This is a genomic window from Burkholderia sp. BC1, from assembly GCF_052683555.1.
The window spans coordinates 1-19,775 of sequence record NZ_JBQYLP010000041.1; the positions used below are offsets into that span (position 1 = coordinate 1).

At 67.6% G+C, this 19,775-nt stretch carries 22 protein-coding genes; 9 read left to right on the top strand and 13 right to left on the bottom strand.

All coding sequences use genetic code 11. The annotated features are described in order from the left end of the window. The 12 genes from ACSHSS_RS19655 to ACSHSS_RS19710 form a co-directional block, all read right to left on the bottom strand. Window positions 1-259, bottom strand: a 259-nt coding sequence (locus tag ACSHSS_RS19655) for a hypothetical protein (RefSeq protein WP_445545424.1), incomplete at its 3' end; no start/stop codon positions are given. 243 nt (window positions 260-502) lie between these two features. Beyond that, window positions 503-1,015: an ureidoglycolate lyase gene (locus ACSHSS_RS19660; protein WP_105854068.1), complete on the bottom strand. Its 513-nt coding sequence runs from the start codon at window positions 1,013-1,015 to the stop codon at window positions 503-505. After that, window positions 1,012-2,025 (bottom strand): allantoicase, encoded by a 1,014-nt coding sequence (gene alc / locus ACSHSS_RS19665; RefSeq protein WP_006402701.1) that lies wholly within the window; start codon window positions 2,023-2,025, stop codon window positions 1,012-1,014. The genes ACSHSS_RS19660 and alc overlap by 4 nt, the downstream gene beginning before the upstream one ends. A gap of 78 nt (window positions 2,026-2,103) precedes the next feature. Next, on the bottom strand, window positions 2,104-2,625 hold the full coding sequence (gene uraD / locus ACSHSS_RS19670; RefSeq protein ID WP_006402700.1) for a 2-oxo-4-hydroxy-4-carboxy-5-ureidoimidazoline decarboxylase: 522 nt from the start codon (window positions 2,623-2,625) through the stop codon (window positions 2,104-2,106). Then, window positions 2,622-3,575 (bottom strand): allantoinase PuuE, encoded by a 954-nt coding sequence (puuE, locus tag ACSHSS_RS19675; protein ID WP_006402699.1) that lies wholly within the window; start codon window positions 3,573-3,575, stop codon window positions 2,622-2,624. The genes uraD and puuE overlap by 4 nt, the downstream gene beginning before the upstream one ends. 147 nt (window positions 3,576-3,722) lie before the next feature. Next, window positions 3,723-4,559 (bottom strand): aspartate/glutamate racemase family protein, encoded by an 837-nt coding sequence (locus ACSHSS_RS19680; RefSeq protein ID WP_006402698.1) that lies wholly within the window; start codon window positions 4,557-4,559, stop codon window positions 3,723-3,725. 10 nt (window positions 4,560-4,569) lie between these two features. Then, window positions 4,570-6,054, bottom strand: coding sequence for an NCS1 family nucleobase:cation symporter-1 (locus tag ACSHSS_RS19685; RefSeq protein WP_006407672.1), 1,485 nt, complete (start codon window positions 6,052-6,054; stop codon window positions 4,570-4,572). A gap of 148 nt (window positions 6,055-6,202) precedes the next feature. After that, entirely contained in the window at window positions 6,203-6,907 is a 705-nt protein-coding gene (locus ACSHSS_RS19690; RefSeq protein ID WP_006402696.1) for a GntR family transcriptional regulator, read from the bottom strand. Between the two features lie 307 nt (window positions 6,908-7,214). Next, window positions 7,215-8,153 (bottom strand): muramoyltetrapeptide carboxypeptidase, encoded by a 939-nt coding sequence (gene ldcA / locus ACSHSS_RS19695; RefSeq protein ID WP_006413633.1) that lies wholly within the window; start codon window positions 8,151-8,153, stop codon window positions 7,215-7,217. Between the two features lie 84 nt (window positions 8,154-8,237). Then, window positions 8,238-8,801 carry a tRNA adenosine(34) deaminase TadA gene (gene tadA / locus ACSHSS_RS19700; RefSeq protein WP_217061228.1) on the bottom strand — a complete coding sequence of 188 codons (564 nt, stop codon included), beginning with the start codon at window positions 8,799-8,801 and terminating at the stop codon, window positions 8,238-8,240. Next, window positions 8,798-9,199, bottom strand: coding sequence for a DnaJ family domain-containing protein (locus tag ACSHSS_RS19705; RefSeq protein WP_006402693.1), 402 nt, complete (start codon window positions 9,197-9,199; stop codon window positions 8,798-8,800). Before ACSHSS_RS19705 ends, tadA begins: the two co-directional genes overlap by 4 nt. Window positions 9,200-9,434: 235 nt before the next feature. Further along, window positions 9,435-10,658: an MFS transporter gene (locus ACSHSS_RS19710; protein WP_445545425.1), complete on the bottom strand. Its 1,224-nt coding sequence runs from the start codon at window positions 10,656-10,658 to the stop codon at window positions 9,435-9,437. Window positions 10,659-10,951: 293 nt separating this feature from the next. Between ACSHSS_RS19710 and ACSHSS_RS19715 the strand changes: the two genes are divergently transcribed. The 9 genes from ACSHSS_RS19715 to ACSHSS_RS19755 all read left to right on the top strand — a co-directional run bounded on the left by ACSHSS_RS19715 (window position 10,952) and on the right by ACSHSS_RS19755 (window position 18,957). After that, window positions 10,952-11,728, top strand: coding sequence for a GntR family transcriptional regulator (locus tag ACSHSS_RS19715; RefSeq protein ID WP_006402689.1), 777 nt, complete (start codon window positions 10,952-10,954; stop codon window positions 11,726-11,728). Then, the gene (locus ACSHSS_RS19720; RefSeq protein WP_069220156.1) at window positions 11,725-13,464 is read left to right on the top strand and encodes a fumarate reductase/succinate dehydrogenase flavoprotein subunit; all 1,740 of its coding nucleotides are present in this window, start codon (window positions 11,725-11,727) and stop codon (window positions 13,462-13,464) included. The genes ACSHSS_RS19715 and ACSHSS_RS19720 overlap by 4 nt, the downstream gene beginning before the upstream one ends. An 11-nt stretch (window positions 13,465-13,475) precedes the next feature. Then, a complete protein-coding gene (locus ACSHSS_RS19725) occupies window positions 13,476-13,721 on the top strand; it encodes a 4Fe-4S dicluster domain-containing protein (RefSeq protein ID WP_006402687.1) in 246 nt (81 codons plus the stop codon). Window positions 13,722-13,768: 47 nt separating this feature from the next. Then, on the top strand, window positions 13,769-15,193 hold the full coding sequence (locus tag ACSHSS_RS19730; RefSeq protein WP_445545426.1) for an ABC transporter substrate-binding protein: 1,425 nt from the start codon (window positions 13,769-13,771) through the stop codon (window positions 15,191-15,193). Between the two features lie 37 nt (window positions 15,194-15,230). Next, window positions 15,231-16,106, top strand: coding sequence for an ABC transporter permease (locus tag ACSHSS_RS19735; RefSeq protein ID WP_445545427.1), 876 nt, complete (start codon window positions 15,231-15,233; stop codon window positions 16,104-16,106). Further along, window positions 16,103-16,891, top strand: a complete 789-nt coding sequence (locus ACSHSS_RS19740; RefSeq protein ID WP_105780212.1) for an ABC transporter ATP-binding protein — start codon at window positions 16,103-16,105, stop codon at window positions 16,889-16,891. Before ACSHSS_RS19735 ends, ACSHSS_RS19740 begins: the two co-directional genes overlap by 4 nt. 40 nt (window positions 16,892-16,931) lie before the next feature. After that, window positions 16,932-17,933: a HEAT repeat domain-containing protein gene (locus tag ACSHSS_RS19745; RefSeq protein WP_445545428.1), complete on the top strand. Its 1,002-nt coding sequence runs from the start codon at window positions 16,932-16,934 to the stop codon at window positions 17,931-17,933. Continuing rightward, window positions 17,930-18,253 carry a gamma-butyrobetaine hydroxylase-like domain-containing protein gene (locus tag ACSHSS_RS19750; protein ID WP_059875095.1) on the top strand — a complete coding sequence of 108 codons (324 nt, stop codon included), beginning with the start codon at window positions 17,930-17,932 and terminating at the stop codon, window positions 18,251-18,253. The genes ACSHSS_RS19745 and ACSHSS_RS19750 overlap by 4 nt, the downstream gene beginning before the upstream one ends. A 218-nt stretch (window positions 18,254-18,471) precedes the next feature. After that, on the top strand, window positions 18,472-18,957 hold the full coding sequence (locus tag ACSHSS_RS19755; RefSeq protein WP_445545429.1) for an NUDIX hydrolase: 486 nt from the start codon (window positions 18,472-18,474) through the stop codon (window positions 18,955-18,957). 30 nt (window positions 18,958-18,987) lie between these two features. On the opposite strand, the gene thpR is transcribed toward ACSHSS_RS19755, so the two are convergent. Then, a complete protein-coding gene (thpR, locus tag ACSHSS_RS19760; RefSeq protein ID WP_445545430.1) occupies window positions 18,988-19,575 on the bottom strand; it encodes an RNA 2',3'-cyclic phosphodiesterase in 588 nt (195 codons plus the stop codon). Between the last annotated feature and the right edge of the window lie 200 nt (window positions 19,576-19,775).

Genomic DNA, 19,775 nt, shown 5'->3' on the forward strand with positions numbered 1-19,775 from the left:
CTTCCGTGTAATTACTCAACCCGCCTTGAACACGGAAATCCTGACACCCCCCAAACGAGCGCTCCGGATACACGACGCGATACGCGGCGCCGGCGCCACCGCCATACTCAAGTCGAACCGGCACACGAGCCGGCTGTCCGCGATGCACGCCCGATCGTCCGCAGCGGCCCGAGACGGCCGCTGCGCTCTTCGTCGCCACCTGCACGATGTAACTCGAATCCGGTAACGCGATGCAGCGGCCCTCATCGAAAAGGGCCACGCCGGCTGCAGCGATTCCTGACAACCGATGCGATCACATCACGCCGCCGACATCGCAATTCACATTGCAAGGCGCGCGATGCAGCAGCTCACGCGCCTCGCCATCGTGCCGCACGATCGCGACCATGAGATACGCCCATCCGAACGAGGAATCGTCCGTCGCACCATAACGCCACACAGCACACATAAAAAAACCCGCGCGAATCGCGCGGGTCCATGTATCGCACTACGATCGACAAACCACTCAGGCCATCACTGCGTCGAGCGCCTCCTCGGTAAGCCAAAGCGATTCGCGCAGATCCTGCTCGTTCAGATTCAGCCCGTCACCGCCGCGATCGACGACGATGAAATCGCTCACTTCGCCGAGCGCGATCAGCGGATGATGCCAGACGCCTTTCGCATAGTTCACGCCCTGCCATCCGCTCGTCACGAACGCGCGAATCTTCGACTCGTCGAGATCGCCTGCGGGCGCGACGACGACCAGATACGGCCGGTCGCTCAGCGGCACGAAGGCCTGGCTGCCGAGCGGATGCCGCTCGAGCATCTTCACTTCGAACGGCAGCGTGCGTGGCTGCCCGCGAAACAGGTTGATCAGCGTGCGCCCGCCTTCGTCCTCGACGTCGACTTTCGCGAGATCGTGAAAGCGGATCGTCGTGCCGAGGTTGATCGGAATCTGCCTGGCGCCTTCCGTCTCGATCACGTCGCCGAACGGCGCGAACGCTTCCTTGGTCAGCGGTTCGATGGTCAGCGTCTTCATTTGTCGAGCGTCCCCCACAGGCGCAGGCGCGACACGCCGCCGTCCGGAATGATGTTGAGCCGCACGTGCGTGATCGGCCCGAGCGACGCGATTTCCTGTTCGAAGTAGTGCTGCTTGTCCATCTGCAGCTTCTGCTCGCCGAGCAGCACCGGCCAGAACATCGACTGCGTGATCAGCGAGCTGTCGGTGCCGCCCGACACGTACGCGGCCTGGATCGAGCAGCGGTCCGGATAGTTGCCCTTGAAGAACGCCGTATCGACTTCGATGCGGCGAATCACGCCCGGCTGCGCGAGCGCGATGATCGCCCAGTCGTTGCCGGGCTCGCGGCGGCGCCGCGTTTCCCAGCCGTCGCCCATGTTCACGCCGCGTCCCGGCAGCAGCATGTTCGATGCGGCGCCGAAGTGCTGGTTGTTCGCGGCCACCACGTAGCCGCCGTTTTCCATCGCCGCGAGATCGAACTGCTCGGTCGCGCTCGCGCCGGCCCAATCGAGCTGCGGCTGACCATAGACACGCAGCCGTGCGATGCCGCCGTCCGGATAGATGTTCACGCGCAGATGCGTGAACGCGCGCACGTCGGTCGTTTCGACGTAGTGGTGGCTGTTGCCCTGCAGCGCCGTCGACGCGACGATCTCGACCCATTCGGTCGCATGCGTCGGCGCGCCGTCGGCCACGTACGCGGCCTCGATCGATGCGGCCGGCGGGAAGTTGCCGGTGAAATGGCTCGTGTCGATGTCGACGCCCTTGATCACGCCGGGCCGCGCGAGCTTGACGATGCACCAGTCGTAGCCGGTCGTGCGCTTGCGGCGCGTTTCCCAGCCGTCCATCCACTTGCCGTGATCGTCGTATTTGCCGGGGATGAACACCGCCGGCTCGGGGTTCAGCATGCGCTCCTTCGGCGCGAAGAAATCGTCGCTGGCCTCGAGCGCCTGCGCACCGAGACGCGGATCGGCGAGATTCACGTAGCGCCGCGTGAAATCGGGTGCATCGGGATCGAGAAGCGGGAGGGCCATGATGTTTCCTTGTCAGTGATGCCAGTGATGCTGGTGATACCTAGAGGCCGCTGCCACGCAGCAGGCCGTGTTGCGGTGTCAGGCGTCGATCAGGTCGTCGAGGCGGAAGCGCGCGATCCGGTAGATCTGGTCGAGACTCGTGCGCAGTTCCTCGTCGCGCGAATGATTCACGCGCTTTTCGAAGTTCGCGATGATCCCGTGCCGATCGTAGCCGCGCACCGCGAGGATGAACGGGAAGCCGAACTTCTCGCGATACGTGCGGTTCAGCGTCTGGAGCTTGTCGAATTCTTCCTGCGTGCACTGGTCGAGGCCCGCACCGCTTTGCTCGCGCGTCGACTCGGCCGTCAGTTCGCCGCGCACGGCCGCCTTGCCGGCGAGCTCCGGGTGCGCGTTGATCAGCGCGAGCTGGCGTGCGTCGCCGCCCGCTTCGACCGCGCCCGACATCGCCTTGTGCAGCGCGTCGATGCTCTCGAACGGACGGTCGGCCGCGACCGCTTCGGCGACCCACGGCGAATGCTCGAAGATCCCCGACAGCGCCGCGACGAATGCGCCCGGCGCCATCGTGTTCAGTTGTTCCAACGTGTAACGCATCGCCTTCATGCTTTCCCTTCGTTTTGATGATTGGGCTGATACGGATGATGTTCACGCCAGTGACGCGCGATATCGACACGGCGCGTCACCCATACGCGGTCGTGCTTTTCGATGTGATCGAGGAAGCGCTGCAGCGCACGGAACCGGCCCGGCCGGCCGAGCAGGCGGCAGTGCATGCCGATCGACATCATCTTCGGCGCTTCGTCGCCCTCTTCGTACAGCACGTCGAACGCGTCGCGCAGATAGTGGAAGAAGTGGTCGGCCGTGTTGAAGCCTTGCGGCGTCGCGAAACGCATGTCGTTCGTGTCGAGCGTGTACGGGACGATCAGCTGCGGCGTCGTGCCACCGTTCGACACCGCGACGTCCATCCAGAACGGCAGATCGTCGCCGTAGTAGTCGGAGTCGTACAGGAAGCCGCCGTATTCGGCGACGAGGCGATGTGTGTTCGGGCTGTCGCGGCCCGTGTACCAGCCGAGCGGGCGCACGCCCGTCACGCGTTCGATCGCTTCCATGCCGAGCCGCATGTGCTCGGCCTCGAGTTCCGGCGTCGCGTTCTGATAATGGATCCAGCGCCAGCCGTGGCACGCGATTTCATGGCCGAGCTCGACGAATGCGCGCGCGACTTCCGGATGACGCTCGATCGCCATCCCGACGCCGAACACCGTCAGCGGCAGCCCGCGCTTCTCGAACTCGCGCAGGATTCGCCATACGCCGACCCGCGAACCGTATTCGTAGATCGACTCCATGCTCATGTGACGGTCCGGATACGCGGCCGCGCCGACGATTTCGGACAGGAACTGCTCGGAGCCCGGATCGCCGTGCAGCACGCAGTTCTCGCCGCCTTCCTCGTAGTTCAGCACGAACTGCACGGCGACACGGGCGCGTCCCGGCCAGTTCGCCTGCACGGGATGACGGCCGTAGCCGATCAGGTCGCGAGGATAGTTGGAATCGTATGCCATGGTTCGAAGTGCGACGAAAGCTTGCTGAAATAATGGGTTCGCACCGCCCGCGCAGCGCCGGAAGCCGGCTGCACGGGCCGATGCGACGACGGCCCAGTGTAGCGAAAACGCCCATACGCGCCCATACAGCGGCGCAGATAGTGCATGTCAGACGGCGTGTATGTGCGGTTGCGGCAAATCGGGCGCCGGTTCCGCTGCGGCCGCCCCGCTTCGCGCGCCGGCGGCGGCCGGCGACGCCGCGCGCGCGTCGTCCGGCGGACTGAAGCGTGCGAATTCGCCGTCGTAGCGCTTCGGCAGCGGGCGCGCATAGTCGCCGCGCTTGGCCGTCGCGAGGCGCAGCGCGACGAGCGCCTCGGCCCACTTGACGGCCGCGGTCACGCCCTCGACGACCGGTGCGCCGATCTGCTGTTCGATCTCGTGCGCGAACTCGGCCATGCCCGCGCAGCCGAGCACGATCGCGTCCGCGCCGTCCTCGTCGAGCGCGCGCCGGCATTCGTCGACGATGATGGCGCGCGCGGCCGAGCCGGGCCGGTCGAGCTCGAGCACCGCGACGTCGGTCGCGCGCACGTTGCGGCAGAACCGCTTCATCCCGTAGCGCTCCGCCAGGTGCCACGCCATGCCGCACGTGCGCGCGAGCGTCGTGACGACCGAAAAGCCCGGCGCAAGCACGCTCGCCGCATGCATCGCGGCTTCGGCGATCCCGATCACGGGGCCGCGCGCGAGTTCGCGGGCGGCGTAGAGGCCCGGATCGCCGAAACAGGCGATCACGTACGCGTCGACACCGTCGCGTTCGCCCTGCGCGATCTCGGCAAGCAGGCCGGGCGTCGCGAGCGCCTCGTCGTAATAACCTTCGATCGACGGCGGGCCCATCGTCGGGCTCACCGCGACGATCTGCGTGCCGGGCGCCGCGACTTCGCGCGCGCAGCGGCCCATCGCGTCGGTCATCCGCTGCGTCGTATTCGGATTGATCAGCTTGATCTTCATGGCGTGCTCCTCAACGCTGCGTGCCGGCGAGCACGCGGTAGAACACGAAGCCGAGTGCCGCGCCGATGAACCACGAGAAGTTCGCAACGCCCTGCCAGCCCGGCATCATCACGCAGACGATCGCGATTACCGCGGCCGGCAGCAGTGCGGCGAGCGCGCGGCGGTTCACGCCGCCCGTGTACCAGTACGTGCCGCTCTCCGACATCGTGTAGAGATCGTCGCGCACGAGCCGGCCGCGCTTGACGAGATAGAAGTCGGCGATCAGCACGCCGTATAGCGGGCCGATGAATGCGCCGAGCACGTCGAGCGTGTAATGGATCACGGCCGGATTATTGAAGAGATTCCACGGCGTGATGAACACCGAGGCGACCGCCGCGAGCATTCCGCCCGCGCGCCAGCTGATCAGCCGCGGCGCGACGTTCGAGAAATCGAATGCGGGCGACACGAAGTTCGCGACGATGTTGATGCCGATCGTCGCGATCGTGAAGGTCAGCGCGCCGAGAATCACGGCGGTCGGATGATCGATGCGGCCGACCGTCTCGACCGGATCGGTGATCAGCTCGCCGAACACCGGCAGCGTCGCGGCCGTCGTGATGACCGTGACGAGCGAGAACGCGAGGAAGTTCACGGGCAGCCCCCAGAAGTTGCCGCGCTTCACTTCGCCGAACGACCGGCAGTACCGCGAGAAGTCGCCGAAATTCAGCATCGGCCCGGAGAAGTACGACACGACGAGCGAGATGGCCGTGATCATCACCGGGATCACTTCCGCGCCGTGATACTTGACGCCGCCGAGGTTGATCCCGATGTTGCGCCAGCCCGCGCGCCACACCATGTAGCCGGCGAGGATGAACATCACGACGTAGACGGCCGGGCCCGCGAAGTCGATGAACTTCTTGATCGTCTCCATCCCGTTCCAGAACACCAGCGCCTGCAGCACCCACAGCAGCATGAAGCCGGCCCAGCCGACGGCCGACAGGCCGAGGAAGCCGTAGCGATGAACGTCCGCATACGGCAGCCACTGCGGGAAGAACTTCAGCACGACGATCACGAGCGCGCTCGACGCGAGATACGTCTGGATCCCGTACCACGCGATCGCGATCAGCCCGCGAATCACGGCCGGGACGTTCGCGCCGAGCACACCGAACGTCGCGCGGCACGCGACGGGATACGGCACGCCGATCTGCTGGCTCGGCCGCGCGATCAGGTTGCACAGCACGTTGACGAGGCTGATGCCGACGATCAGCGCGATCAGCACCTGCCAGCTCGTGAGCCCGAGCGCGAACAGGCTGCCCGCGAACACGTAGCCACCGACGCTGTGCACGTCGGACATCCAGAACGCAAAGATGTTGTACGAGCCCCAGGTTTGATTCTTCAGGGGTGCCAAATCTTCGTTGTACAGACGCTCGCTATAACCGCCCGGCAATGCGGGGCCGCCGCCCTCGCCGCCTTCTTGCGCCGGATAGGCGCTGTCGTGCGCCACACTGAACTGAGCCATGACTTCTCCTTGACGCGGCCGGATGGCCGCTCCACCGTCATCGATAACGCCCCGGATCGTCGTCCGGAGTCGGACCCGCGGCCCGCGGCGCGAGCCGCGGACCTGCATTGCTCTGTGGTGTGGCGCGTCGCCGAGCCCGGGTCGCCGTTCAGGCGCCGCCGAACACTTCGCGCAAATCGACCTGGCCTTGCGCGGGCCGGTCGAGCATCTTCAATTCGACATGCTGCAGGTGCTGCGCCATCAGCGCGGCCGCCCGCTTCGCGTCGCCCGTCTCGAGCGCCGCCAGAATCTCGCCGTGATCGTCGAACGAGCACGGGCTGCGTCCATGCGACTCGTACAGCGCGGACATCAGCGTCGAGCGCGCGACGAGCCCTTCGAGGCACTCGCCGAGCGTCGCGTTGCCGGTCAGTGCGGCGAGCGCCGTATGAAACTCGCCCGACAGCCGGATCCACGCGGCGAAGTCGTGCCGCTCGAACGCCTTGCGCTCCTTGTCGATCAGCGCCGCGATGCCCTTGAGCCGCTTCGCGCTCGGGCCTGTGGCGATCCGCTCGACGACGGCCAGCTCGATGATGCGGCGCATCTCGAACACTTCGTGCACGTCCTGCAGTGTCGGGCTCGCGACGAACGCGCCGCGGTTCGGCTCGAGGTCGACGAGCTTGTCGGTCGCGAGCTGCGCGAGCGCCTGCCGGATCGTCCCGCGCTTCACGCCGAACACCTCGCACAGCTGCGCCTCCGTCAGCTTCGCGCCGGGCGCGAGCCGATGCTCGAGGATCGCGGTGCGGATCCGTTCGGCGATCGCTTCGTGGCCGGCGGCCGCGGACGGGGTGGAATCGGGCTCGTTCATGATCTGCATCGTGTGATGGTCCTTATCGTAGAACGGACATAAAGATTGTCAACAATTCTTTTCCGGGATTGCGCACACTTCAGGCGCATCGCGCCGCGCGAAACCGGTGCATCGTGCATCAAAACGAAGCGAGACAAGGCGTTCAAGCCCGTTTTAGGCGGCTCTCGTCGTATACCCTGCCCGCCATTTTGTCGACAAAATTGGTGCACGGGCTATTCACCTTCCCGCTTCGGGCGCTGAAAAATACGGCCGTTAGTTGCGTAGTTGCTCAAAGAAAAAGGCGGGACGCCCCGCCTTGTCCACTCCGCGCCGCCGCTCAGCCGAGATGTGGATAATCCGACAGCGTCAGCCGGAACCCGTGCGCGTTCGCGACGAGCTGCGCACGCGCACCGAACGGCAGCGTCAGCAGATCGGGCACGTGGCCGAACTGCAGCCCCGTGACGACCGGAATGCCGATCACCGCGCGCACCTGGTCGATCATCGCCTGCATGTCGTAGCCGTTGTCGTACTCGAACGGCCGCGCGCCCGTGAACTGGCCGAGCACGAGCGCCTGCTGGCGCGCGAGCACGCCCGACAGATGCAGCTGGTAGATCATCCGTTCGATCCGGAACGGCTGCTCGTTGACGTCTTCGATGAACAGGATCCCGCCTTCGATGTCCGGCATGTACGGCGTGCCGACCAGCGACGCGAGGATTGCGAGGTTGCCGCCCCACAGCGTGCCCGTCACGTTGACGGGCTGCACCTGCGGCGCGTCGGCGACGATCGTCGTGGTGGGCTGCGTCAGCGTCTGCCAGAAGTGCTGCATCGTGAAATCGCTCGGCGTTTCCGCGCCGAAGTCCGCGGACAGCATCGGGCCGCCGAAGCTTTTGATCCGCGCCTTCGCGTAGAGCGCGAGCTGGATCGCGGTGAAATCGCTGTGGCCGACGAGCGCGATCGGCTGATCGCGCAGCCGCCGTTCGAGCCCGCGATAGTCGAGGCCGTGCAGGATTCGTGCGGCGCCGTAGCCGCCGCGCACCGCGAGCGCGATGTCGGGCAGCGGCCGTGCCGGATCCGCCAGCCGGTTCAGGTCGCCGGCGCGCTCGCCGTCGGTGCCGCCGAAGCGCTGGAAACGGCGCTGCGTCGCCTCGATGTTCTCGATGCGCTGTTGCGCGACGCTGAGCCGCTCGAGCGCGCGATTGATCGCGTCCGGATCGTGCGGATAGCCGGACGGTGCAAGCAGGCGGATGGTGTAGGACGCGGCGGGCTGAAAGGACATGGCGAAAGGTGTCGGGATCGTGGAACTGCTTAGAGGGACCGAACCGGCGCCGGTTCACGGAGGCAGCCGCGCGGGCCGTGCCGGCTACGACTCGCCGCCGGCCGCGTCGCGCGCGAGCCGCGCGTCGCGCAGCGCACGCCGGCGTTCGGCGAAGAACGACTTCAGCGCGGCGCCGCACTCGTGCGCGAGTACGCCGCCGACGACTTCCGTATGGTGGTTCAGTTGCGGATTCGCGAACGCATCCATCACGCTGCCGCATACGCCGGTTTTCGGATCGGCGGCGCCGAATACGACGCGCGCGATGCGCGCATGCATGATCGCGCCCGCGCACATCAGGCACGGCTCGAGCGTGACGTACAGTTCGCAGCCCGGCATGCGGTAGTTCTGCAGATGCTGCGCGGCCATGCGCAGCGCGGCCATTTCGGCGTGTGCGGACGGATCGTGGCCGCCGATCGGATGGTTGAAGCCGCGCGCGAGCACTTCGTCGCCGCGCACGAGCACCGCCCCGACCGGCACTTCGCCGGCCGCGCGCGCCTCTTCGGCCGCGGCGAGCGCGAGGCGCATGAAATGCACGTCGCGCGCCGAGGCCGGCGCGGCTGCTGTCGGAAGGGAATCGGCCGCTGCGTCGTGCAGCGTGTCGGAGCTCACATCGGCCCCGCTTCGGCGGACACCTCGTCGAGCCCGCGCTCGCACAGACGTTCCGCGATGCGCCGGCAGTATTCGCGCGGCATCACCATCGGGCCGCCGCGCAGCGATTCGAGCGCCATGTCGAGCGCGAGGATCTTCGCCTGCAGCCGGCACCGCGCGGTGCGGTCGCTGACCGCCTGCAGTTCGTCCTGCAGATTGCGCAAGGCGCGCAGCTGTTCGACGGCCGGCGGCACGAACCCCGCGTTCTTCAGGATACGGTTGGCCACCCGCACCTCCTCGGGCACGAGCAGGTCGTCGTCGAGCGCCTGCGGCGCGCCGGTACCCGGCAAATCGTCGAACTCGCCCCGCGCGGCGGCGGCGGCAATACGCTGTTCGACCAGAGCGTCAAGCAGTCTCATCAGTCAATCGGAACAATGCGGCAGCCGAATTCTAGCAGGGTGACGCCCGTATGACAGGCCCCTTCGAGCATATGCTCGATATTGTGGTTTTTAGGGCCGGAATCGCCGCGCATACCGGCCGATCGGCGCGCGTTCCGCGCAGGCGTGCGGCCGCTACGCGTGTGGCGTGTGGCGCCCGCCGCGCGCGACGCCAGCCGCCGGCATGCCCGCCGCGCGATGCCGCCCGCGCGGGCGATCACGCGGTCACCGCGTCGGGCCGCGCGGCAGGAAACGGACGGAACATCGTCGCAATCAGACAGGCGCCGACGCCGATCGCGAACGAGCCGACATAAAGCCAGCCATAGCCGCCGAACGTATCGACGATCAGCCCGCCGGCGACCGGCCCTGCCGCCATCCCGAGGCTGCCGGCCATCGCGCTGCCGCCGATCACGGTGCCCATCATCCGCAGCGGAAAGTTTTCGCGCGCGAGCACCGCATAAAGCGGCATCACGCCCGCATAGACGAAGCCGAACAGCGTCGCGACCGCGTAAAAGCCGTCGAGCGTGCGCACGAACGCGTAAGCCAGCGCGCCGAGCGCCTGGACCAGCAGCCCGGCGACCAGCATCCGCTTCGCGCCGACGCGATCGCCGAGCACGCCGAACACGATCCGGCCGCCCATCCCCGCGAGCCCTTCGACGCTGTAGATCGACACCGCGACGATCAGCGGGATTCCGCAGGTCATCGCATAGCTGACCGTATGAAAGATCGGCCCCGAATGCGTCGCGCAGCAGAAGAAGTTGGTCAGCAGCAGCAGTGCGAACTGCGGCGAGCGCAGCGCGTGCGCGACCGTCATCGGCGCTTCCGCGCCGCCCGCGGCGGCCGGTGCACCCTGCGCGCCGTCCGTACCGGCCAGTGCCGGTGCGCGACGCACGAGCAGCGATGCGGGGATCATCGTCGCGGCCGCAACCGCCGCGATCGTCAGCATCGACGAGCGCCAGTCGTGCGTCGACACGAGCCAGGCGGCAAGCGGCGACATCGTCATCGGCGCCATGCCCATGCCGGCCGACACCAGCGACACCGCGAGGCTACGGTGCGTGTCGAACCAGCCCGTCACGCACGCCATCATCGGCGCGAACATCGCGGCCGTCGCGCCGCCGGCCGCCAGCCCGAAGATCGCCTGAAACGCGACGAGCGACGGCGCGCGGCTCGCGAGCGCGAGGCTCGCGGGCAGCAGGATCGCGCCCGCGACGACCACCGCGCGCGTGCCGATGCGGTCGGACAGGCTGCCCCACGCGATGCTCGCGAACGCCATCGCGAGAAAGCCGATCGTCATCGCGGCGGAAATGCCGGTCATCGACCAGCCCGTATCGCGCGCGATCGGACGAAGAAACACGGGCAGCGAAAACATCGCGCCGACCGCGATGCAGCCCATCAGCGCACCCGCGGCGACGATCACCCAGCGGTATCGGGATTCCGGCATGTCACGTCTCCTTGTCGTATCGGATCGAAAGCAAAAGCCGCGCCGAGCGGCGCGGTGCAACGGTCGATCGCTGCGGCCGCGCACCGCGGCGACCTGAACACGACGAACGACGCCACGCGAAATCGACATCCGCCGCGACACCGCTGCGGTTTTTTTTCGTCGACCGCATCGCGCCGCACGGCGGGAACGCCCGCCGCTTTTCCGAAATCGGAAAGTGAAAAGCAGAAATGCTTCGTTGGGCCGGGCGAGCGCGCTGACTACACTCGAGCCTTCTTGTCATAACAAGTCAGCCGATGCCTGCTCCGAACGTCGTACCGCTGTCGCCCGCCCCGCTCTACGTGCAGATCAAGGACACGCTGCGCGCGCGGATTCTCGACGGCACCTATGCGCCGCACAGCCGGATGCCGTCCGAACACGAACTCTGCGCGATGTTCGACGTGAGCCGCATCACCGTCCGCCAGGCGCTCGGCGATCTGCAGAAGGAAGGCCTGCTGTTCAAGCTGCACGGCAAGGGCACCTTCGTATCGAAACCGAAGGCGTTCCAGAACGTGACGTCGCTGCAGGGCTTCGCCGAAGCGATGTCGTCGATGGGCTACGAGATCGTGAACCAGCTGCGCAGCCTGCGCATCGTCAAGGCCGACCGTCACCTCGCCGCGAAGCTGAACGTACCCGAGCATGCGCCGCTCGTCGAGATTCATCGCGTGCGGCTGCTGAACCGCGAACCCGTGTCGCTCGAGCGCACGTGGCTGCCCGAAGCGCTCGGCAAGCGCATCGCGAGCGCCGATCTCGCGACGCGCGACATCTTCCTGATCCTCGAGAACGACTGCGGCGTGCCGCTCGGCCATGCCGACGTGGCGATCGACGCGATTCTCGCGGACGACGAAATCGTCGATGCGCTGCGCGTCGAAGAAGGCAGCCCCGTGCTGCGCATCGAACGGCTCACGCACGACGCGTCGGGCGCGCCGATCGATTACGAACACCTCTACTTCCGAGGCGACGCCTTCCAGTACCGGCTGCGCATCGACCGGCAGCGGCACAAGGCGCGCAAACCTGCAAGGAATCCGCGATGAACACCCATGTACTCGAATACGACATCGTCGTGGTCGGCGGCGGCACGGCCGGCCCGATGGCCGCGATCAAGGCGAAGGAACGCGACCCGTCGCTGCGCGTGCTGCTGCTCGAGAAGGCAAACGTGAAGCGCAGCGGCGCGATCTCGATGGGGATGGACGGACTGAACAACGCGGTGATTCCGGGCCACGCGACGCCCGAACAGTACACGCGCGAGATCACGATCGCGAACGACGGCATCGTCGATCAGGAAGCGGTCCATGCGTATGCGACGCACAGCTTCGCGACGATCGAGCAGCTCGACCGCTGGGGCGTGAAGTTCGAGAAGGACGGCACCGGCGACTATGCGGTGAAGAAGGTTCACCACATGGGGTCGTACGTGCTGCCGATGCCCGAAGGTCACGACATCAAGAAGGTGCTGTATCGGCAGCTGAAGCGCGCGCGCATCGCGATCACGAACCGCATCGTCGCGACGCGCGTGCTGACCGACGCGCACGGCAACGCGAGCGGCGTGCTCGGCTTCGACTGCCGCACCGCCGAGTTCCACGTGATCCGCGCAAAGGCCGTGATTCTGTGCTGCGGTGCGGCCGGCCGGCTCGGGCTGCCTGCGTCCGGCTATCTGATGGGCACCTACGAGAACCCGACGAACGCAGGCGACGGCTATGCGATGGCGTACCACGCGGGCGCCGCGCTCGCGAATCTCGAATGCTTCCAGATCAATCCGCTGATCAAGGACTACAACGGTCCGGCCTGCGCATACGTGACGGGCCCGCTCGGCGGCTTCACCGCGAACGGCAAGGGCGAACGCTTCATCGAGTGCGATTACTGGAGCGGCCAGATGATGTGGGAGTTCTATCAGGAACTGCAAAGCGGCAACGGCCCCGTGTTCCTGAAGCTCGACCATCTCGCCGAAGAAACGATCCGGACGATCGAGCAGATCCTGCATACGAACGAACGGCCGAGCCGCGGACGCTTCCACGCGGGGCGCGGCACCGACTATCGGCAGCAGATGGTCGAGATGCACATCTCGGAGATCGGCTTCTGCAGCGGCCACAGCGCCTCCGGCGTGTACGTCAACGCGCGCGCCGAGACGACCGTGCCGGGCCTCTACGCGGCCGGCGACATGGCGGCGGTCCCGCACAACTACATGCTCGGCGCATTCACGTACGGCTGGTTCGCCGGACAGAACGCGGCCGACTACGTCGCGGGCCGCGAACTCGCGCCCGTCGATGCCGCGCAGGTCGAGACCGAACGCGCGCGTGTGTTCGCGCCGCTCGCGCGCGAGCACGGCCTCGCGCCCGCGCAGGTCGAATACAAGCTGCGCCGGATGGTGAACGACTATCTGCAGCCGCCGAAGGTCACACGCAAGATGGAAATCGGGCTGCAGCGTTTTGCCGACATCGCTGAGGATATCGAAGCGATCAAGGCCACGCATCCGCACGAGCTGATGCGCGCCGCCGAAGTGCGTGCGATCCGCGACTGCGCGGAAATGGCCGCGCGCGCGTCGCTGTTTCGCACCGAGAGCCGCTGGGGGCTGTATCACCATCGCGTCGACTATCCGCATCGCAACGATGCCGAATGGTTCTGCCATACGTGGCTGCGCAAGCACGCTGACGGCACGATGCGCAGTGAGAAGCGGCCCGTCGAACCGTACATCGTGCCGCTCGCCGACGACGAGCGCACCGCCTACGCGCAATTGCGCATCCGCGAACCGGCCGCCGTCGCGGCCGCCCTCTGAGGAGCCCGCCCGTGTCCCATACCCCGCACGAGATCTTCCTGCGCAGCAGCGCGCCGGTCACGATCGACGAGGAACGCTGCATCGCCGACAAGGGCTGCACCGTCTGCGTCGACGTCTGTCCGCTCGATCTGCTGGCGATCGACGTCAGCAAAGGCAAGGCATACATGCAGTTCGACGAGTGCTGGTACTGCATGCCGTGCGAACGCGACTGCCCGACCGGCGCCGTGAAGGTCGACATCCCGTATCTGCTGCGCTGAGCGCGCATCGGTTGCCCATCGATTCCCCTCTACCGGACTGACGACAGATGAACACCACGCTACGGACGCTGCGCCTGCTGGCCGCGTCGCTCGCGCTCGCGGCCGCAGGCGCCGCGCACGCCGAAACGATCCGCGTCGCGATCGGCACGCAGGACACGACGATCAATTGCGCGACCGGCGGCCTGCTGATCCGCGAACTGCACCTGCTCGACAAGTATCTGCCGCACACCGGCAAGTATCGCGACGTCACATACGACGTGCAGTGGAAGGACTTCACGTCCGGCGCGCCGCTCACCAACGAGATGGTCGCCGGCAAGCTCGACTTCGGCGCGATGGCCGACTTCCCCGGCGCGCTGAACGGCGCCGCGTTCCGCAAGGCCGGCCGCGCAAGCGCGTTCATCGCGGTGCTCGACGGCAGCATCGACGGCAGCGGCAACGGCATCGTCGTGCCGACGAATTCGCCGGTGCGCACGTTCGCTGACCTCAAGGGCAAGACGATCTCGGTGCCGTTCGCATCGACGGCGCACGGCATGCTGCTGCGCGCGGTCCGTGCGCAGGGCTGGAACCCGGACACCGACGTGAACATCGTCACGCAGGCGCCCGAAGTGGCCGGCAGCGCGCTGAAGGCCGGCAAGATCGACGCGCACGCCGATTTCGTGCCGTTCGCCGACCTGTTCCCGTATCGCGGCATCGCACGCAAGATCTTCGACGGCGCGCAGACCCACGCACCGACCTTCCACGGCGCGCTCGTCGATGCCGCGTATGCGCAGCGCTATCCGGAAATCGTCGTCGCGTATCTGCGCGCGGCGATCGAAGCGAACCGGCTGCTCGCGCAGAACCCGGAGAAGTACAGCCTGCTGATCGAGAAAGTCACCGGGATCGAGGCGCCGGTCGACTATCTGTATCACGGTCCGCTCGGCATCCAGACGCGCGACCTCACGTGGAAGCCCGAATACCGGCAGGCCGTCGCGACCGCGATCGACACGCTGAAACTGCTGAAGAAGACCGACACCGCGCCCGATCCCGCGACGTTCATCGACGACCGCTACATCCGCGCGGCGTTCGCAGCGTCAGGGCTCGACTACGACGCGGCGCTGAAGCACTACGGCCGGCAGCCGCTCGTCGCGAACGATGCGTCGACCGGCAAGCCGATCCGCGATTTCAACGACGTCGCGCAAGTCTGGCCGGCCGGCGACGAAGCCGTGCGTCATTACGCGAATCCGGCGTCGGCGTTTGCGGCGCTCGCGAAGCTCGGCCCGTCCGCGAAGGTGCGTGCGGTCTTCGTGCACGACCATGCAAGCGGGCTCAAGCTGTTCGCCGACCAGGCCTGGTACGTGAAGGACGCGCACGGCACGCTCACCGCGTTCCTGCTGAAGTCGGGCGCCGACGCCTACGCGCAGCGCGTGTCCGGTTCGGTCGTCGACTATGCGGCCGCGCGGACCGGCTCCGCCGCGGCGCTCGCCGCGCGCTGAACGGCGCGCCTCTCCCCTCATCGATACGGATATCCGCATGGCCGCGACCTTCGAGCTTGCCAAACGCCGTCTCTCCGAACCGTCCCGCGCCGGCGACGTGCGCGCCGCCCATGCCGCCGCACGCGGTGCGCCGCCGCTGCTGCGCCGTCGTGCCGCGCGGCTCGCGTCGCTCGTCGCGTGCATCGCGCTGTGGCAGGCCGCCGTTCATTGGCGGCTGTCGCTCGGCGTCGTCACGTTCGCGAACGTCCCCGCCCCGGCCGATGTCGGCCCCGCGCTGTGGGCGCTACTGCATTCGCCGAAGCTGCCGATGCACCTGTTTGCAAGCGTTGCGCGCGTGCTCGCCGGCTTCGCCGCGGCGGCGGTGACGGGTGTCGGGCTCGGCCTCGCGATCGGCCGCTATCGCGCGCTCGAAGACGTACTGCTGCCGCCGCTCGAGGTGCTGCGGCCGATTCCGGCCGTCGCGTGGATTCCGCTCGCGATCCTGATGTTTCCGTCGTCCGAGCTCAGCATGATGTTCATCACGTTCGTCGGCGCGCTGTTCCCGATCCTGCTGAACACCGTGCACGGCGCGGAAGCCGTCGACCCTCGCCTCGTCGCGACTGCGCGCAGCCTCGGCACGCGCGGCTTCGCGCTCTACGCGGAAGTGATCCTGCCCGGCGCGGCACCGGCGATCTTCACGGGGCTGTCGATCGGCATGGGCACCGCGTGGTTCTGCCTCGTCACGGCCGAGATGATCGCCGGCCAGTACGGCATCGGCTATTTCACCTGGGCGTCGTACACGCTGCAGAACTATCCCGACATCGTCGTCGGCATGGCGTTGATCGGACTGCTCGGCATGGGCAGCAGCCTGCTCGTCAAGCGGATCGGCAGCGCGCTCACGCCGTGGTATGCACCGCGCGGAGGCCGGCGATGAGCGCCGCCGCATCGGCATCGGCCGCGCCCGGCCGCGTCGGCGTGCGCGCACTGACGATCGAACTCGGTCCGCCGCACGCGCGTTTCGCGGCGCTCGATTCGCTCGAGCTCGACGTCGCGCCCGGCGAATTCGTCTGCGTGCTCGGACCGTCCGGCTGCGGGAAATCGACGCTGCTCGGCGCACTCGCCGGACACGTCGCGGCGACGCGCGGCGAGATCGTCGTCGACGGCGAACGCGTCGATCGCCCGCATCCCGATCGCGGGCTCGTGTTTCAGCAGCACACGCTGTTTCCATGGAAGCGCGTGATCGACAACGTCGCGTTCGGCCTGAAGATGAAAGGCGTACCCGCACGCGAGCGCCGCCGCGAGGCCGCCGAACTGCTCGAACTCGTCGGACTCGGCGCGTTCGGTGCGCACTATCCGGCGCAACTGTCCGGCGGCATGCAGCAGCGCGTCGAAATCGCGCGCGTGCTGATCAACCGGCCGCGCATTTTGCTGATGGACGAACCGTTCGGCGCGCTCGACGCGCAGACGCGCCGGATGATGCAGACGCTGCTGCTCGACATCTGGTCGCGCATCGGCACGACCGTGCTGTTCGTCACGCACGACATCGAGGAAGCGCTGTTTCTCGGCGATCGCATCGTGATGCTGTCGCCGCGGCCCGCACGCATCGTCGCCGACATTCGCGTGCCGCTCGCGCGACCGCGCACCGACGACAGCACGACCGAACCCACCTTCGTCGACATCAAGCGCCGCTGCCTCGCCTTGCTGCGAGACGCGAGATGATTGCGCGGCGCCCGCCCCTTCACCGATCCGGTTTTCATCCATGACCTCCTCCGCTTCTGCCTTTCCGCCGTCCGACGCCTACGACGCCGATGATGGCGACCACGCCGCGCTACTCGCGCGGCTCGCCGCCTCCGACGCATCGGTGCGTCGCGTCGCACTGTTCGAACTCGCCGATCTCGAAGATGCGGCGCTCGTGCCCGCGTTCGTCGCCGTGCTGCGCGACGATCCGTCCGCCGACGTGCGCTGCGAAGCCGCGCGCGTGCTCGGCGCGTGGGAACGGGCCGACGTCGTCGACGCACTGTGCGCGGCGCTGCTCGATCGCGACGACGACGTGCGCGCGAGTGCGGCGCAGAGCCTGTCCGAACTGAAGGAACGCGCGTCCGGCGCCGTGCTGTGCCGCTGGGCCGATCGGCCCGAGCCGTCCGTGCGCGCGGCCGTCCTGCGCGGGCTGCGCGAATTGCGCGATCCCGACGCGTATGCGCCCGCGCTGCGCGCGCTCGAGGACGGCACCGCGGCCGTGCGCGCCGAGGCCGTCGCGGTGCTGGGCTGGCTCAAGGATGCGCGCGCACTCGCGCCGCTCGCGCGTATCTCGACCGCCGATGCCGATGCCGCCGTGCGGCGGCTCGCGGTCGGCGCGCTCGGTTTCGCGGCATCCGGCGACGCCGCCGTTGCCGACGCGCTGCTTGCCGCGCTGCGCGACCGCGAATGGCAAGTACGCGAGGAAGCGGCCGCGACGCTCGGCAAGCTGCGGATCGCAGCCGCGCGCGCGCCGCTCGTCGCCGCGCTCGACGACGATTACTGGCAGGTGCGCCTGCGTGCCGCACGCGCGCTCGGGCAGTTGCGCGACGCCGCTGCGGCACCGGCCGTCGCGGCGCTGCTCGCGCACTCGATCAGCAATCTGCGCAAGGAAGCCGCGCTCGCCTTGGGCGAACTGCGCGATTCGGCGTCGCTGCCCGCGCTGCATGCGGCGCTCGACGATCGCGATCCGGAAGTGCGCAAGGCCGTGCGCATTGCGATCCGGCAGATCGAGGACGCGCAATGACCGCGCCGACCGAACTCGTGCTCGATCATGCGACGCGCGCGCTGACGTTGCGCTGGGCCGACGGCGGCACGCAGCGCATCGACTATGCGCGGCTGCGCCGTGCCTGTCCGTGCGCCGCGTGCCGCGCGCTGCGCCGTCGCGGCATGGTCGTCGTCGCGCCGGCCGATCTGACGCTGGCCGGCGTGGAGCCGGTCGGCTACGGCATCTGCGTCGCGTTCGGCGACGGGCATGCGCGCGGCATTTATCCGTGGACGTATCTGGCTGAACTGCGGGATGACGGGGAGAACGCGCCGATCGATGCGTCGTGCGCGGACGTCTGACCCTTTCGCTGCGCGGATGTGTCGATGCATATCGCACCGCCGTGCGGCGACATGCGGGCGCGAACGCTGCGATACTGGCGAGTGCAGGCCTTGGCCATTCATCGCGCGCGGCACACGGACACGCGAGCCCGTGGCGGTCGCCGCGCCCCGCATGCGATCGTTTATAGCGCGCGATGAATGCACGAAGGCCGTTTGCGCGTTCGTATCGGGTTCAGATCATGCCGACATCGTCCTCTTCCGCCGCCGACGCCACGAACAACGTGCGCGTCGTTCCCGCCGTGATCGGCGTCGTTCTCCGCGGCCGCGACGTGCTGCTCGTACGTCGCGCGAATCCGCCCGACGCGGGCCGCTGGGGCTTTCCCGGCGGCAAGATCGAAGCGGGCGAGCCGATCGCCGATGCCGTGGTGCGCGAACTGGCGGAAGAAGCGGCGGTGGAAGTCGAGGCAGTCGACGTCTTCACTGCACTGGACGCATTCGGTCGCGACGACGACGGCACGCTGCGCCAGCACTTCGTGATGGTCGCGGTGCTGTGCCGATGGCTGCGCGGCGCACCGTCGGCCGGCGACGATGCGCTCGATGCGCGCTGGTTCGCGTTGGATGAACTGGAGCGTCGAAACGATCTGCCGATGAGTGCGGGCGTCGTCGATGTCGCGCGGCGGGCCGTCGAGCGGGCATCGGCGCTCGCCGAACGGCCTCGCCGCTGAACCGGTATCGGGACCGTTTGCGTGATGCCGTCAGATCGGCGTTGTTCGATCGAGCGGCCAGCGACCGATCACGTCATGGTGCGTCTTGCCGAGCCAACTGTCGATCAACACGAACTCGCCGACCGTCCACGCGATCGGCTCGATCGTGTGCGGCGCGCGCCGGCTGCGGTCGTAGCGCAGCGTGACATGCGGCGTAAAGCTCGTGCGCGGCGGTCGAAGGCCCGTCCTTTTCAGTGCTTCGACGAGTTGCCGCTGCAGGTCGACCAGCTCATGCGAAACGTCGGACACGGTCAGCACCCAGGGCCGACCGTCGGTGCGGCCGCTGAAGCTGACGATGCGGTCGAACGACACGTCGAACGGCCGCGCGCGGACGCGCTGTGCCGCCTCGCGGGCACGGGCAATCACGTCCGGCGGTACGTGCATGAACTCGCCGAGCGAATGCAGCGTCACATGCAGGCGCGCCGTATCGACCCAGTGCCCGGTGCCAGCGGCGTCCGGCCACAGACGGCGCGCCGCATCGGCAATCCGCGCAGCGGTGTCGGAATCGGGCTGCACCGCAAAAAACAGCCGATGATGCAGCCGCGGCGCTTCGATGCCCGGCAGAGTCAGTTGGGTCACGGCGCGATTAGCGATATGCCGATGGACAAGCGTCCATTATCGTCAATCGAACGACGCGCCGCTTGCGGCGGAAAAAGCGATGCCCGGCCGGTTGAGCGGCCGGGCATCGGTGTCGTCGAAACGTACGATCGGTAAGCGATGCGGACTTATGGTCGGGGGTTTATCGCCAATCGATCATCGGCAAATCGCGCGCCATCGGC